The following is a 15,404-nucleotide window of genomic DNA, read 5'->3' as shown; positions in this document are numbered from 1 at the left end:
ACTCGATGCTAGGAGAAGAGGCCCGTGATATTGGGGGTGACACGGGCATGGTGACCGCGGCTTATGCTCGGCATGCCACGGCCCTGGGCAAGGCTGATGACGCCCGACGCTACATGGTGGATGAAGACGTCGCCCGCAATGTGGTCGCTTACATGAACAATCTGGGAGTGGCTTATGCCTATTCCGGCAAGTTCAAGGAAAGCGTGGATTCGTACGTGAAGGCGATCAAAACCCTGGGCGAGATGCACGCCGAGCTGCAAGGCACCGTGTACTACAACCTTGGTCTGAGCCTTGTGCGGCAAGGTCGTTATAAGGAATCGATCCCGGCTCTGAAAAACGCGCACAAAAAGGGTGATGACCCTTTAGCAAGGAAGGCAACCCACCTCCTGGAGCGCGTGCAGCAGGCCATCGAAAACAATGTTCCCGTCCTGCTGCGCGAAACGGCGAAAGAAATTGATCCGCAGGTCACAAAAATACCTTCGATTCATCCTATGGATCAGTATCTGGAACTGCACGGCACGCAGATCAAAGCGGGCGAGCATGGATTGTTCCTGGTGTTTCAGCCCACCTCGCAGCCCGAGATCGATCTGCAGGCCGAGTTCCCCAAGATCATCCGGAAAAGCGCCTGAGATCCCTCGCTTTTGCGGCCTTAAGATGGCCCTTCGATCTGCCGATAGGGTAGGATCGGAGGGCTCAGGTATGGACCAGGGAAACACGAACAGAACGATCAGGCCGATTTTTCTTAGTCTTTTCATCGGACTGGCGGCCCTCACAGGCTGCAAAGACCGTGGCGAAGGACCCAAATCACCCGAATCAAATCCCAATGTTACGGAAGGCGTGGGCCAGCCGGCAACCTCCGACGCGACCGGCCAGAAGTCGGAAACGCCGGATATTCCCGGTGCCAAGGATCCCTCGCCCGTGTCGGGCAGTAATACTTTGCCGGAAAAATTCATGACCGGACTCACAGAATGCCAGAAGCAGGGTCGCTATTTCGATCTACAAGTGGCGAGCTGCACCGAGACGCCGCTGGCTGAGTTCCCTTGTGATCTGACCGTGCTCCTCTCTGAAGGCAGCGCAGTTCTGAACGCCGGGCAAAAGCAGCTGCTCAAAGACTATGTGGAGAAAAATCTTCAGGGCTTTTCGCTGTATGCATGTACCGTAGAGGAATCGAAACCAGCCTTGCATTTTTACAAGGTGGAAGCGGACAAGATTCGTGCGCACAATGTGAAGATTGCGAGTCCCTGAAAGGAGCCGGGGTTCCACCCCATCGTGGGTGGAACATGATTCAGTGGGCCTCAGCCGGAAGTGATTCCAGATCGATCCAGCCTTTTTCATCCGCTTTCAAAGATTTGGCGAGATAACGTCGGAACTCCGTATTATGGGGTTCCAGACAACGCTGCAGTTCATGGCTGCCCACACTGTGGCGCGAGCATTGGATTACGGCGTTGGCGAAGAATTGAGTACAGCCTTGCAGAAAGCGCGGCACATATTGCGAAACGAAAGCCACCTTTGCGGCTCCATTCAGATCCTGGCCCGAGTCGCGGAAACTATGCTGCAGTTCCTGCCAATGCTGGCGGAAGGCGGCATCCTGCGGGCCAAAAACATAGAGCTGCTGACGGGAGCCCTGCTCCTGCTCGATAAAATTGACCGGATTCTGCGCGCAGCTATCGTCGATCAGCGCCTGCAGTTCGGCTGTGTTTTGCTGTTTGGTTTTTTTACAGCCGACCATGCCGACCATAAGAGGGAGGATCAATATCCAACTTTTCATCGAAAAATCCCCTTCATCCAAGCAGGGGATTTATCGGAAGAATCCAGTAAAACTTGAGCTTTGATTAAGCCTCGGGATCCTTGGGATCTTCCGGGGTTTTGGGCTCTTGCTGTTTGCTGGGCTCGCAGTAATCGGCAAATCCGAGGTCCACACCGGAATCCTCCTGGATCCAGCAGATGTTGGCATTCATGCGACCATAGATGCCGCCTGTGCCGCACGCACCGCCCCGCGAAACCACACCAAACACACGCCAGTCGCCGTTTTTCAGCTTCACAAAAGCGGGTCCACCACTATCGCCCTGGCAGGAATCCTTCCCATTATTACCAAGAGCCACTTCGTTATCACCCACCTTGGTGATGGCGACATCCACTTCGAATTTCACACCAAAGCCACCGCCATCGCGATTGCCGAAACCGACGAGGTAGGAATCAAGTCCAGTCTGCAAAACTGCATCTGTCTCATCCGCGTCGGTGAGGACTGGAATATAAGCCATTTCAGGCAGGTCCAAGGGCTTATCCAGGACGAGATACGCGATATCATTCCAGCCTTCGATGTCACGACTGTATTTGGGGGAATAGTTGAGCTTCACGGCCGTATATTGAGCCGTGACGCGCCCGCCTTCATTGCCTTCACCGACATAAACCCCGATGCGGCTGGGATTGCTGCCTTGGATGCAGTGCGCGGCGGTGATGATAACCTTGGGACTGATCGCGGTTCCGGTGCAAAACATGCGACCGTTGGAAACCAGAGCGACGGTGGAAAGCCATTCCCCTGCTTTAGTCTTTACGCCGCCATAGATTTTTGATTGGCTGTCCTGTGGCTCGGACGCACTGCAGCTCAGCAGACCGACCGTCAGGCAACTCAGACCCAAGGACGTGAGAACTCCAGGACGGGTAGCTCCGTTCATCATGACAGGACCTCATTACGCGAGTTGTGAAAAAACGTGCTCTCTTACTTGACTATCTAGTCAGTTAACCCGGTGTGGGGAATGAACAAAAAATCAATTGACATACTGTTTGGTTGAAGAGACGGGGGTGTGGCGGTTGATCTTTGGGCCTTGTCGTGCGAATCTCCGGCGATCCGTGGTTTATACGAGGATATCACCATGTTTGACCGCTCTGTGCTTGGCCCTCATCAGTCGGAATTTTTACGTCAGTGTTGGCAGAAAAAGCCTTTGCTGATCCGCAACGCGTTTCCCGGTGGACTCGATTACGTCGGCGGCGATGAGCTCGCTGGCCTTGCCGGTCAGGAGGGAATCGAGAGTCGATTGGTGATCGAACACGGGCCTAAATCCTGGGAAACCCGCCACGGCCCCTTTGAAGATGATGTCTGGAGCACGCTGCCAGCTAAAAAATGGACGATCCTGGTGCAGGCCGTGGATCGCCTGCTGCCGGACGTTTCGCGTCTTCGTGATCGGTTTCGGTTCCTTCCCAACTGGCGCGTGGATGACATAATGATTTCCTATGCCGTGGATCAGGGAGGTGTCGGGCCGCATACCGATAACTATGATGTCTTTCTGATTCAGGGACAGGGACGGCGACGCTGGGAAGTGGGAGCCGAGGCTTTGAAAAAGCCTGAGCTGGAACCCGAACTCGATATGAAGATTCTGAAGTTGTTTGAGCCGGTCGAGAGTTTTATCCTCGAACCAGGGGATATGCTTTACCTGCCGCCTGGTTTTGCCCACAATGGAGTGGCCCTGGGTGAATCGATCACCTATTCGGTCGGCTTCCGCGCCCCGCATCAAAAAGAATTGCTTCTGTCATACGTGCAATTTTGTAGTCAGCACGAGGGCGATGAAATTTTCTATACCGATAGCGGTATGCCCGAGCAGCGGGAGCCGGGATTAATCCTTCCAGGCGAGCTCAAGCGTTTGCGTGAACTGATGCTGGCGGGCCTGCAGGACGAACAGGTTTTCTTGAAATGGATCGGTGGATTTCTCACGGAGCCGCGCAGTTTTCATGAACCCCTGGATCAGCCCATCAGCGAAAAAAGCCTACGGGCCGGTTTGAAAAAAGGCCGAGCCGTGGCCAGGGCCGAAGGGGCTCGTTTCGCTTTCTATCCGGTCGGGGAAAAGCTGCATTTTGCGGCGGAAGGTGAGTGTTTTGTTCTGGATCCTGGTCTGACGGAATTGGTTACACTTCTGTGCCGTGAACAGGAATATTCTGCCGAAGACCTGCTCGCTCATTCTGAAAAGCTTGGCTTCATGGAACTTTTGTGTCATCTATGGAATCAATCTTATGTGCGGTGGTCTGATGAAACTTGAACGGGTGAAAGCCTGTAAATGGTGGAAGAATCATGAATCAGGTGAAGACGGCGGCTTTCTTTGATTTGGATCGAACCCTGATCGATGTGAACAGTGCAATACTGTACGCTCGATTTGAGCGCCGCCACGGGCGGATTTCCTCCAGACAGGTTCTGTCGACGATCGGTCATTCGCTGCTTTATCATCTGAACATCGGCTCTATCGAAAAAGCCTATGCCAGAGCCATGAAACATTTCGCTGGCGCCCTCGAAAGCGATATAGCCCGCTGGGCCAAGGACTTTTTTGAGGAAGAGGTAGGGCCGCGTCTGCAGCCTGGTGCGGTGGCCGTTTTACAGGAACATAAACGCGCCGGCCATATCCTGGTGATGCTGACCAGCAGCTCCTGCTATCAGGCTGATTACGCATGCAAAGCCTGGGGCCTCGATCATTGGATTGCCAATCGCTTTCCAACAGAGAGCGGCCGCCTGCTCGGCACCTATCATAAACCTTTGGTTTATGCCGCGGGCAAGGTCGTCCATGCCAAGGCCTGGGCGCAGGAGATGGGTGTGGACCTGAGTCGGTCTTATTTCTATACCGATTCCTATTCGGATCTACCGATGCTGCAGGTCGTGGGTCACCCGATGGTGGTGAACCCCGACCCGAAACTCCGGGCGTATGCGTTGAAATCAAAATGGGAACTTTTGGATTGGCGGCAACCGAAGGTCGCGGTGCCGCGTATGCAGGAAGCTTGAGGATTAGAAACTACGGTTGATGCTGAGGATCAAAGCCGGATCATGTCGCGGCAGAAGATGCAGCTTCATATCCCAAAGGCGAGGCGCCTCTTCGGTCTCTTCCAACTCGTCAAGACTGGTTCGACCCGTATCGACCAGGCTTTCGCCGGGGTTTTTCAAAAGAATATCAGCGCGTTTCTTGCTGCGAGCTTTTTTGCTGCTACCGCCAAAGAACAGCCCATCGAGCACACTCAGTCCGAAACCCGCACCCAGAATCGCAACCATCAACTTCTGATTATTCTGCGCTTCTTTGACAAAGGCTTCGTTCTGATCGAGGAAAGCCAGGGTCTCCTCATCCAGCGGTTGATTGGCCTGCTGACGAGCCAGCGCATCCTGGCCAATGGCATCGGCATCAGCGTTGGCTTTGGAAATTTCACCGTTGTAGTAGATAAAGCCGACCAGTCCGGCCGCCTGAGCGCCGCCATAGATCAGGCCCTTGCTGACTTCACCGTTGAAGAGAAAGCCGAGTCCGAGGGGAATAAATCCTTTAAAGGACATGCCACCGCCGTCACTGCTTTTGGATGCGCTTTTTTCGGACTTGTCGTCTTCAAAGGCGTCATCACCTTCGTCACCCGAACCGCCTTTTTTGGCTTTCGTGAAGAGCTTGCGCACGCCCTTGTCCTTCACGGCATCCTTGGAAAGGCTGACGTCCGGATCGAGCTTGAGGGCCTTGTTGAACAGGGATTCCGCCTTGCTCTTCTTGCCCATCTTGGCCGCAGCTGCGCCCATCAGAGCCATGGCTTCAGCCTTGTCTGATTTGTCCTTGGCTTTCTTGACAACACCCGACAGGATTTTGTAGGCCTTGGGATATTCTCCATCTCGGAAAGCATCCAGGCCCTTGCTGTATCCATCAGCGAACGCTTGACCACTTATCAGTAGCAAGCAGCCGAAGAGCCAAATAAGGCACCGGCTCCATTGAGTGTTCATCGGATCGCACCTCGCATCTCTATGGTGACCTCTGGGGTATCGGCAAAACTCGCAAGGTGTTGAGGAAAGAGCTATAAAAAGCCGATAATTCTGCCCTAAAAATGCACAACGGACTTTTTATGAGAAATATTTCTTAACGGATTACGGGATGTTATCGAATCCGGCCCAGCTGGGCTTGGGCCAAATTTTTTTCCTCTTCGGTCGCCCAATGCAGGTCCCACGTCTCCAGGTGCGGTCGCATGATTTTGCGATGCAGAGGCGGGACCAGAGCCACGAGGATCATGGTCATATACCCAAAGGGTAGGGTGGGTGCTTCCGGTTGAGGTTCCAAACGCCAGAAGGGCAAACGACTGCTTTCGTGATGATGCGAATGGCGGGTGAGATTGAACAGGAACCAACCGCTGACGCTGTGGTGGCTATTCCACGAATGACGAAACTGCACCGGGGTTTGGGGAACCCGCACCAGTCCATAGTGTTCGATGAAGTTGACGAGTTCGAGATTCGATTTGCCGTAAAGCGCGAGGCCGATGTGCAGAAGCAAGCCTTGCCAGCCCAAAAGGGTTGTACTGATCACGGCATATAGGAAGGAAATCAACCAGCCGCGAATCACTCGATTATGCCAGCTCCAGATCGGCCGATTCCTGTTCTGAAGAAAAACCCGTTCGATATTCCAGGCACTGCGATTGCCGTCAAGAGTCGAACGCACCAAAAATTGAAAATAAGTTTCGCCGCGTCTGGCCGTGGCTGGATCGTCCCAGGTTGCGATCTTACGATGGTGCCCATAGACATGTTCCACTGCAAACTCACCGTCCCAAGTCAAGGCCAGGAGCCAGCGGCCCGTTTCCATGGCGAGGGGGCTCCAGGTGCGATGCACGAGTTCATGAGCTACATGGGTCGCCGCCATTCCAAACAACAGTCCCAACCCAAGGAATCCTCCGACGCGATGCCAGCCTTGGGTATTGCTTTTATTCGTCAGCAGATCCCAACCCAAATTTTCCTGCACCAGCGCGCCAAGGCCCAGGAGGTCGTGAGGGGCGAATTGCCAAAGTAAAACGCAGTTGGCCAGGAGCAGGAGAGGAAGGTTGGCAAATAAAAATATATTGAGAAGCCAGGTATGTTTATAGCGCGGCTGATCCCAATCAGGAGGCAGCACAGCGTCGCCGACGACAGCGACCATGATGGTAAAAAGAAAGGGGCACCAAAGCCATGCGCCCCCTGCACCATAACTGGCAATGGCCACGACCACCATGAGATTGGCATGGGTGTACTTCAGGTAATGACGCACGACGTTTTTCCTTTGGGCAGAAGGATGAAGTGTCTTTGCGGATTTCCATAGCACAGTGGGGTGGGCTGTACAAGTTCAGTGCGGTGAAACCTGGGCAGGTCCTGGCATTCTGGGCTTTGTAGTGTCGTCCTTGCGTACATTGGAAGGATTGAAATTTATACTGACGCCAAAGCTAAAATCCTGTTTTTGCACGGCGGGACGGAATTGGATCGCCGCCATGAGGCCCAGTTCCCAGGCCGAATGGAAGGCGTAGTCCAGCTGCGCTTCCACCATACCGCCAAGCTGCAAGCGATTGTTGGTGCGGTTCTGAGTTTCGCTGAGCTGAACGCGGGTGATTGTTTGTTCAAGGAGCAAAAGAGGACCGGCGCCGATTCCATAACGGAAGAGGTGCGTGGTGGTCCATTGCAGGTTGCTGGCGAGTTCATAGAAGTGATGATGCACACCCAGGGAATCAGCCCGGGGCCTGGTATCCCGCGCCACGCCCAGACGATTGTGCAAACGCAGGCCATAGGGCAAGCGCATATACTCGTGCAGATCCCAGCGATAACGCTGCTCGCTATCGCTGTCGGGCAGCTCGACGTGCAAAGTGGAAAGACCGAATCCCACGCTCTTCGCCGGCAAAAGCGGTGCCATGATCTCTGCCGAAGCAGAAACGGAAGAGAGCGCGATCCAGAGGAGGCCAAAGGCCTTGAACCTTAAGTCGGGCATGTGAGATTCAGCCTTACATTATCCGTGTCAAACCATTTGCGAAATACCGTGCAATAAGCGGCCTGGTCCGCGGATGCTTGCGTGAGGATCGCGTTGAGCAGGCTACTATAATCCAAGAGATCCGTGTTGCGACGAGTCAGCCAGACCGTGCGAAAGTCCGGAAGAGCGTTGTAAACGTGCTGGGTGACGATCAAGGGCGTCTGTCCGGGGAGCTGGGCAATTTCATAAAGCGCCGAGGCCAGTACGGAACCCTGGCAATAGAAGGTGCCTTTGCAGATTCCATTCAGTGACGTCCGCAGCGTCCAGCTCACAGGCAGGCGTCGTTCCGCATCCAGCTCGGGCAGCGAAGCGCCGAATTCATCAACGCTTTGGGTGACGGCATAGGAAAAATAATCCGAAAGACCTTCATTGAGGCCTGACAGAAAATTTTCGTTGATCGAAAGATCCGTGTTGTAATTCGAACGATCGAAGTTGGCAAAATGATAGTCGAAAATAAAGTGACCGAATTCATGGGCCACCACCCCGAAATTCATCTTGACCGGCACATGTTCACGCGACGCTGTCTTGAAAAACCAAAAGTCGCGCACGCCCGGCAGGTAAGCGGCGTTCATGGTGGTGCTGATCTCGACCTGCTCTCCATCCTTTTCACGGCGCAACCGAGGATTGTAGTAAAGGCTGGGAAACCCGATCGAGGCAAACGGAATATCAAAATTCTCCTGCCAGAAACTCACCGTTCTTTCGTATACGGAATAGAGCCCGAGCATTTCCATCGTTTGAAAATTCTGAGGGATCACGACGCCCTTGCTGACCAAATAATCCGTTTGCACCGTATGCCCACGATCGCTATACACCGCATCCGGGTCGGTGGACGCCATGATCTCGCCAATATCAGCATCGACGTTCAGGGCAGCCTGGCCTTTGATCGCGCCGACATCTCCGATCATGTGATCGACATTGGTCAATGAATTGATGGTGACTTCGCCGAGCTGGTAGGTGCCGTTAATGGAACTTAAAATCCGCGCGACGATCGGATAATCAGGTTTGTCTGACGGCGCTATGCATCCGCTCAGAACCAAGGCACAGAGCAGGCTAGGTAACTTCATCAAATTTGAAACCTCCAAAAGAGGTTGGCATAAGGCAGGGTCAGATTTTTTTCGTAGCTTAGATACATGGCGCCCAATTCCGCATGAAACGAACTCCATGAAAAGATAAAGGTTGCCATACCGAAGGCGGGTCTGGCCTTGCCGCTGGTAAAATCCAGCTGGCGGTTGCCCTCGCCAAATCGCTGGGATTCCTGCTCTTCAGTGGCGAATACCGGCCTCAGGAGACTGGCGGAAAAGGCCAGATGGGAATTGATCACCCCATCCCAACCGATCACTGGAGTCACGAGGTGCATGCTGGACTCCCCATCCTGACTGAAAGACATCACCAGCCCATCCATCAGACCAAAATTCAGGTGCTGATGCGAGGTTACTTTATAGCTGGTGATGACACCATGCAGGGAGAGCAGCAAACGGTCATCGCCGCTGGGAAAGAAGAAGGTGTGACTGTTGAACGAAGTTTGAAAATTGGTCTCGGTGAACATTCTATGCTTGAGCGAGAAGTTCCAGAGTGGTGGTTGAATGACATACGCAAGGCCCTGCAAGCCCAATTCCAGGTCTCGGGTGATCCCAGCTTGCGCGTTACCATAAACAGAAACTTGAAATTCTTTTGGCTGCAGAAGATTCGCGTTGAAGAGATGGTGAATTGAGTCGGCGCTGTCAAAATCACCGTATGATACGTCGTTAGGGCTTAATAGACCCATCAAAATGGCGCTTAATGCTGTCGAAATGGCCTTTTTTGGCCAAATTTTCCGCCACGGTGAAGCAGACCGACGCCAACACTGCATCATGCGTACATCCTGTACTTGTATGGCTTTCACTTTAGCACAGCTCACGATCATCGAGAACCTTTGCAGCGAGGGTTTTTTGGAGTTGACAGGTTCAAGTGGCCTCATTACTTATAATGATCTTTACTCAAGCGAAAGATTCAAGCTCCCTATAGAGCAGGGGTTCCCGTGCGAGAAGAGAGGGATGAATCAAGGCAACACGAGAGGTGGGAAAACTATGAGAGCAGACAAAGTAAAAGTTCCGATGGTGGCGTTTAGTAAACAGTACAATCTTAGCCCGCGTGAGCAGGATGTACTGCAATTGATGATTGCGCGGGTCGTTAACGCCGAAGACATTTCGCAGAAGCTCGGCATCAGCCAGAACACGGTTCGCATTCATGTGAAAAATATCAATAGTAAAGTAGGGGCCCGCAGCAAAACAGAAATTCTGAGCGCTTTTATCCTTTTCCTCGACAATTATTATGAGCGCATCATGGGCACTCCGACGACTCATTTGGTAACACAACTTCCGTCGTGAAGTGTTGAGCTTCCAACACAAACAGGCTGCCTTGCACAATGCGAAGGCGGTCTTTTTTTTGCTCGCGGCTTCGAAAAACAGGTTATTCACCACGGTTAACGTCGCGTAAAAATCCCTGTAACCTACGACTATTGCCTAACAAAAAACAGTCATTTGGCCGACTTCCCATCGGACCCGATGAGTCTTTTATAACAAGCATGGCATTGGAGGAACTTGGGATTTTTCAGCCGGAGGACTCGCTATGCTTTGGAATCTATTACGCCTGCAGAACCTTGAACGTCTTTGGATCCCGTCGCGCGGTCAGAACTATGGCAACAAACTTCAGGAGCTCTGCGCCTCATCTCAGCGTCCGGTTCGCCTGCGCGTTTATCGTAACGGTCGTTTCCACTGAATGTCCTGAGCGAAAAAAAATCGACCGCAGCAAGGGGCTGCGATCGATATCTGGTCGACTAAAAAGGCTGGTTTTCTCTAATTTATATAGTGTTGTTGCAGATTCCTTGGTGAGCTTGCGTTGGGTAAAAGATCGAGGGAATTGGTAAGAGTCAACCTGAATATCAGAAACGCACGATTGCAGTGCATCCGATCCTTGCTCATGTGTAACCTCTAATCCGACAAAGTTTAACTTGCACATCCTACATAGAATAAGAACGGCAGGCCTGAGCGAAAGACCCCACCCATCGTGATTTCCGAGATCATCCAGGCTCTTATCAGGGCGTAATTTTCCAGTCCGAAAGGCTCGGGGACGGCTTTTTAAGGCAAACCCCTGGTTGCGAAATCTGCGTTTGTGAAAGAATTGGCTTTCGATGGCAGAGGTGTTACTGTCGGCTGCTGATCGCTGGATTTGTTCGGAAAGGATATCTTGCATGCCTCTTGCGTCGGGTCAGCTGCTCGGAGAAGCAGCTTCCTTGGCAGCCGCCATGATCTGGGCCTGTTCCTTGTCTCTTTACTCGCGGTATGGAAGACAAGTGCCTTCGTCCGGTCTTAATCTCTACAAAAATATTGTCGCTCTCGCATGCCTTCTGGTGACCGGACTCATAATAGGGTTTGAGTTGCCGGCGGACGGTCTGACGATGGGGGCTTTGGCCGTCTCAGGTTTAATCGGCCTGGCGCTGGGTGATACTCTCTTTTTTCATGGCATCAAAACGATAGGCGTGCAGCGTTCGTCGGTGATTCAATGTCTGGCGCCGCCCTTGGCTGCTGTCATCTCCTGGCTGGTCTTTGCTGAAACGTTGAGCCGCTGGGAATGGCTGGGCCTTCTGGTGACGACCGGGGCCCTGGCATGGCTCATGGCTTCCAGGAACGAGAGTGTCGATCCTACGGTTCAGCTCGACTGGACTGGCGTGGCCGCTGCGATCGGATCTGCCGTCTGCCAGGCCTCGGCCGTGATTATCCTGCGGCAGGCTCTCCAGGGCGGCGATGTCGTCACAGGGACCATTTTGCGCGTGCTACCGGCGATGCTGGTGCTCACGGTGATAAGTTACAGGCGGTCGGGCTGGGAACCCATGAAGCTGGTCTTTACCCCCACGCGAAATGGCTTGATTTTAACGTTGGGTGCTTTCATGGGCACCTATCTGGGTCTGATCCTGATGTCCACGGGGGCCAAATACGCCAAGGCCGGCGTCACAGCCGCCATTAGTTCCACTTACCCGGTATGGATACTGCCCATCGCCCATTATTTACTGGGTGAGCGCGTAAGCTGGAAAAGCGTGGCCCTTACTCTCTTGGCGGTTGCGGGCATCGCGATTATGATGATCGGGGACTCATAAAGGAGACTGATATGATGACGACAGAACCCATCACAATTGGACCACACGGCAGCTGGGATGCCAGTGTCGCCGCAAAAATTGATCATACCTTGCTGCGTGCGGATGCTCAGCCCGCGGAAATTGAAAAACTGTGTGACGAAGCCAAGGCCTTTAATTTTGCCGCTGTGTGTGTCAATCCCTGGTTTATTCCGTTGGCCAAGGATCGTTTGCAGGGCAGCGCCGTGGCCCTGTGTACGGTGATCGGCTTTCCTTTGGGAGCGAACAGCACCGATGTCAAAGTTTTCGAGGCCGAGAAATCTTTTGCGGCCGGCGCTGTGGAGTTGGACGTGGTGCTCAACACCGGAGCTCTCAAAGCAGGTGATACGGCTTACGTCGCTCGTGAATTGTCGGCTTTGCGTCGCTTCGTGCCGCAGGCTCTTTATAAGCTCATTCTGGAAACGTGTAACCTCAGTCACGAGGAAATTGCTCTGGCGTGTCAGCTGGCAGCCGATGCTGGTTTTGAATATGTGAAAACCTCGACCGGCTTTGGCAGTCATGGCGCCACCGTGGAGCATGTGTCCCTCATGCGCGCGTCGATCCGCGCTGACATGCAGGTCAAGGCCTCAGGGGGCATCAAGGAACGTAGTAAGGCTCTGGAGCTGGTGGCAGCTGGGGCATCACGGATAGGCAGCAGTCAGTCGGCAGCGCTGGTGCGTTTGGAAAATCCCAGCGTCCTGTGACCTCAGGCGCTCTGGGCGTCAGGCGGGGGATTGTCGATTTCCCCAAGGATTTCTTCATCCGAAGGCGTGCCTCGATTCGAAGTCGCTATCGGCAGCATCAACGTAAACGTCGAACCCTTGCCCCGTCCATCGCTGGAGCAGGTGAGGGTGCCTCCCAGGATCTTGGCATCAATCGAACAGCTATGCAGACCAAAGCCGTGACCGGATTTTTTCGTGGTATAGCCGTAGCGAAACATAGAGCCCAACTGTTCTTCCGTGATGCCAATCCCATTGTCCGACACCGACGCCACCACCTGGTCATGGTCCCGGAAGACCTTGATACTCAGGAGTCGCTGGTCCTGATTCTGATGCATCGCCTGGATCGCATTGCTAATCAGGTTGGTCAGGATCTGCAGCACCTTGTGTCGATCGCTTGCGATCGTGACGCTGGGTTGATAATCTTTTTGCACTTTGACGTGATATTTGTCCATTTCATAGGCCTGCAGAGCCAAGACATCGTCCGCGCATTCCGCAAGGAGCAGATTCTCGACAGTTCCGGTGAACTTCGCATGCGACTGCTGTTTGGCGATCAGCTGCGACACCGTGCTCAGATCCCTGCGCAGAAGGGTAATGGCCTGTTTATGGGCTTCGTGCTGATCGTTCATTTCCTGGCTAATGACTTCAAGAAACGGCAGCACCTTGCGGCCGCGTTCATCCTCGGTGAGAAATTCGCCCAGCCTGGTTTCCTGATCCCTGATCAACTTGATGACCGCCTGCAGATGGCCGACCGGTGTTTCGTTTTGGAAGGAAATGTGCAGGTTCTGAACCTTGACGTTGGCGCCGGTCAAGGCATTGCCAATGTTATGCAGCACTCCGATAGCCACTTCCGCCATGCCGGCTTTGCGGGAGGAATTCACCAGATTCTTCGTGGTCTGAATCAGTTTCTCGGTGCGTTCCTGCACTAATTTTTCCAGATTGTTCTTATACTTTTCAAGTTCCGCTTCAGCTTCCAGAATGGTCTGGAAGTCTTTTTGAATGTTGCGCTGCATGGTATCGATCGCGCGATATACCCGGCCGACTTCATGTTCATCCTGAAGGCGCCTCGGATCAATGGAGTTGCTGAGCGAGTTCATTTGAATCTTCGAGGCGTATTCGGATAGCTCAATCAGCGGTTTGGTGACGCGGAATTGAAAAACGAGGATGATAATCCCACTGATGAGCATGATCAGCAGAAAATTGGCCAGCAGGATCGACTTCGCCCGTCGCCAGAGGTTATCGATAATCAGTTGTTTCTCGGCCTCAATGATCAGCTGCCCTATGACTTCGTAGGGGGCCGCGGGGGAGGTAATATCCGCGCTCTTGGTAATAGGAATGTTCGGCCGGTCCCCTTCACTCATGATCAAGCCATCATCGCCGCCGATCGCTGCGTAGCTGACATAAGGCAGGGTTTTTAAACCGAGCAGGATGGATCGAAGCTGATCCTGATCGTAGGTCCATAAACTCCGACTGACAATACTCAGGACGCTGGCCTCCAGCGCCTCGATCTGCGAGTTCACCTGATCGATTTCTTCGTTGTAGTCATAGATCAGCTGAAACGCCGACAGCGCAATCACCACCAGCAGGGAGATAGTGAACACGGCGAGGGATGCCCGGGTTGTCAGGGACGTCGTTTGGAAGCGCACCAGTCGGGACCTTTCTTTTCGTGTGCATATCAGGTTTCGGCAAAAAAAGAAGGTAGGTGAGATAGTTCTGATGGTCTTTGTGTGAATCATGCTAAAATGCGGAATATAACAACTGGTTTGGGGCTGATTGCGTGAAACTCGTGAAGATACTGTCGATGGCTTGGTTGATAATCTTGCTTGTTTCCTGTCAAAGATTGGCAAATTCCTACAGCGATCTGGACCTGCGTTGTGGGCCGGACGCTCGAGGGACGGAACCTTATCACTGGGTGGAAGTCTTCCAGGCTGGTGGAGATAAGCCCGCATCCGCGGTAACAGCCTCAGGAATAAAATCAGATGGGACATTTGCGCGGTTGCCTGTGAGCAGTAAGAACTGTGTTGGGCTTCTTGAAAATTCCGACGATATGGATCAGATATCCGTGGTTTTGCGGGGGGCCGCGCCTCAGGGGTTGTTGCTCGATCGCCGATCCTTCTTGCGATCGGGCAGGGTTTATCTTGCCAAGCTTGAGTCGAGCGTAACAAAAGTGGGTTGTTCCATGGGCCAGGTGGTGCGTGATCATCTGAAACTCTCCACTGAGATGTCTGAGCCAGCCGCTCAAAGCCGTTATAAAATCAAGATCCAGGTCATGAAAGAAAACAAGCCCCAGATGACAAACGTTGAGCCGGTCAATGGGAATAGCATTGACATGGACCTATCCCGGCTTGCGGAAGGGGCGTATGTTGTGCAGGCCGAAATACTGGATGTCTTTGGCTTCGACGATAAGCCGGTCGTCTCAAGGGAGCGCTGTGAGGTTAAGTTGGATCGACAGCCTCCTTCTGTACAGCTGTTGCCGTGGACAGGTTTTACTTTGCCAATGACCTTGGATGGAAAATCCTTTCGCATCAATGCCAGTGAACGCCTGGAATACAAATCTGCTGACAGCAGCGCTGTCGACGTCTTTGGTTGTTGGGTGGAAGTTAAAGATGTCATGAAAGGCTGCGAGCCTTTTGAAAAGTGGAAGGATTCCATCAAAGTTCCAGCTGATGGCGCGTGGCAACTGCATTTTTACGGTGTGGATCAAGCTGGCAATAAGGGCAAGATTACCACCGTTAATTTTGAAGTCTTCAATAGTGAGAAAGTAGGGGCTGTTCAAGA

General features: G+C 53.1%; 17 protein-coding genes. 9 read left to right on the top strand and 8 right to left on the bottom strand.

Features of this window, described 5'->3' with window-relative positions:
• Both VE954_RS34005 and VE954_RS34000 read left to right on the top strand, forming a co-directional pair.
• On the top strand, positions 1–629 hold a 629-nt coding region (locus VE954_RS34005), incomplete at its 5' end, for a tetratricopeptide repeat protein (protein ID WP_324961452.1).
• 70 nt (positions 630–699) lie between these two features.
• Positions 700–1,245: a hypothetical protein gene (locus VE954_RS34000; RefSeq protein WP_324961450.1), complete on the top strand. Its 546-nt coding sequence runs from the start codon at positions 700–702 to the stop codon at positions 1,243–1,245.
• 40 nt (positions 1,246–1,285) lie between these two features.
• Here the strand turns inward: VE954_RS34000 and VE954_RS33995 are convergent, their stop codons facing one another.
• Positions 1,286–1,768, bottom strand: a complete 483-nt coding sequence (locus VE954_RS33995) for a hypothetical protein (RefSeq protein ID WP_324961448.1) — start codon at positions 1,766–1,768, stop codon at positions 1,286–1,288.
• A gap of 64 nt (positions 1,769–1,832) precedes the next feature.
• Complete coding sequence (locus tag VE954_RS33990) at positions 1,833–2,678, bottom strand: S1 family peptidase (protein ID WP_324961446.1); 846 nt, start codon at positions 2,676–2,678, stop codon at positions 1,833–1,835.
• A gap of 195 nt (positions 2,679–2,873) precedes the next feature.
• Here VE954_RS33990 and VE954_RS33985 point away from each other — a divergent pair, with 195 nt between their 5' ends.
• Both VE954_RS33985 and VE954_RS33980 read left to right on the top strand, forming a co-directional pair.
• Positions 2,874–4,031, top strand: a complete 1,158-nt coding sequence (locus VE954_RS33985; RefSeq protein ID WP_324961444.1) for a cupin domain-containing protein — start codon at positions 2,874–2,876, stop codon at positions 4,029–4,031.
• Between the two features lie 32 nt (positions 4,032–4,063).
• Entirely contained in the window at positions 4,064–4,762 is a 699-nt protein-coding gene (locus VE954_RS33980; protein WP_324961442.1) for an HAD family hydrolase, read from the top strand.
• Between the two features lie 3 nt (positions 4,763–4,765).
• On the opposite strand, the gene VE954_RS33975 is transcribed toward VE954_RS33980, so the two are convergent.
• The 5 genes from VE954_RS33975 to VE954_RS33955 all read right to left on the bottom strand — a co-directional run bounded on the left by VE954_RS33975 (position 4,766) and on the right by VE954_RS33955 (position 9,612).
• Positions 4,766–5,728: a tetratricopeptide repeat protein gene (locus VE954_RS33975; RefSeq protein WP_324961440.1), complete on the bottom strand. Its 963-nt coding sequence runs from the start codon at positions 5,726–5,728 to the stop codon at positions 4,766–4,768.
• Between the two features lie 151 nt (positions 5,729–5,879).
• Positions 5,880–7,013, bottom strand: a complete 1,134-nt coding sequence (locus VE954_RS33970) for an alkane 1-monooxygenase (RefSeq protein WP_324961438.1) — start codon at positions 7,011–7,013, stop codon at positions 5,880–5,882.
• Between the two features lie 75 nt (positions 7,014–7,088).
• Complete coding sequence (locus VE954_RS33965; protein ID WP_324961436.1) at positions 7,089–7,721, bottom strand: hypothetical protein; 633 nt, start codon at positions 7,719–7,721, stop codon at positions 7,089–7,091.
• Positions 7,709–8,824, bottom strand: coding sequence for a hypothetical protein (locus VE954_RS33960; RefSeq protein ID WP_324961434.1), 1,116 nt, complete (start codon positions 8,822–8,824; stop codon positions 7,709–7,711). The genes VE954_RS33965 and VE954_RS33960 overlap by 13 nt, the downstream gene beginning before the upstream one ends.
• Complete coding sequence (locus VE954_RS33955; protein WP_324961432.1) at positions 8,824–9,612, bottom strand: hypothetical protein; 789 nt, start codon at positions 9,610–9,612, stop codon at positions 8,824–8,826. The genes VE954_RS33960 and VE954_RS33955 overlap by 1 nt, the downstream gene beginning before the upstream one ends.
• Positions 9,613–9,826: 214 nt before the next feature.
• On the opposite strand from VE954_RS33955, the gene VE954_RS33950 reads away from it, so the two are divergent.
• The 4 genes from VE954_RS33950 to deoC all read left to right on the top strand — a co-directional run bounded on the left by VE954_RS33950 (position 9,827) and on the right by deoC (position 12,611).
• A complete protein-coding gene (locus VE954_RS33950; RefSeq protein ID WP_324961430.1) occupies positions 9,827–10,126 on the top strand; it encodes a helix-turn-helix transcriptional regulator in 300 nt (99 codons plus the stop codon).
• A 241-nt stretch (positions 10,127–10,367) separates the two neighbouring features.
• Entirely contained in the window at positions 10,368–10,517 is a 150-nt protein-coding gene (locus tag VE954_RS33945) for a hypothetical protein (RefSeq protein WP_324961428.1), read from the top strand.
• Positions 10,518–10,989: 472 nt separating this feature from the next.
• A complete protein-coding gene (locus tag VE954_RS33940) occupies positions 10,990–11,892 on the top strand; it encodes a DMT family transporter (RefSeq protein WP_324961426.1) in 903 nt (300 codons plus the stop codon).
• A gap of 11 nt (positions 11,893–11,903) precedes the next feature.
• Entirely contained in the window at positions 11,904–12,611 is a 708-nt protein-coding gene (gene deoC / locus VE954_RS33935) for a deoxyribose-phosphate aldolase (RefSeq protein WP_324961424.1), read from the top strand.
• 2 nt (positions 12,612–12,613) lie between these two features.
• Here deoC and VE954_RS33930 read toward each other — a convergent pair whose 3' ends face one another.
• Positions 12,614–14,272: an ATP-binding protein gene (locus tag VE954_RS33930; protein WP_324961422.1), complete on the bottom strand. Its 1,659-nt coding sequence runs from the start codon at positions 14,270–14,272 to the stop codon at positions 12,614–12,616.
• Positions 14,273–14,427: 155 nt separating this feature from the next.
• Between VE954_RS33930 and VE954_RS33925 the strand changes: the two genes are divergently transcribed.
• A partial coding sequence (locus tag VE954_RS33925; protein WP_324961420.1) for a hypothetical protein occupies positions 14,428–15,404 on the top strand: 977 nt, incomplete at its 3' end.

The organism is Oligoflexus sp. (assembly GCF_035638955.1).
Taxonomy (GTDB): Bacteria; Bdellovibrionota_B; Oligoflexia; order Oligoflexales; family Oligoflexaceae; genus Oligoflexus.
The sequence above is the reverse complement of the archived record's forward strand: the minus strand, read 5'-3'. Positions and strand labels throughout refer to the sequence as shown.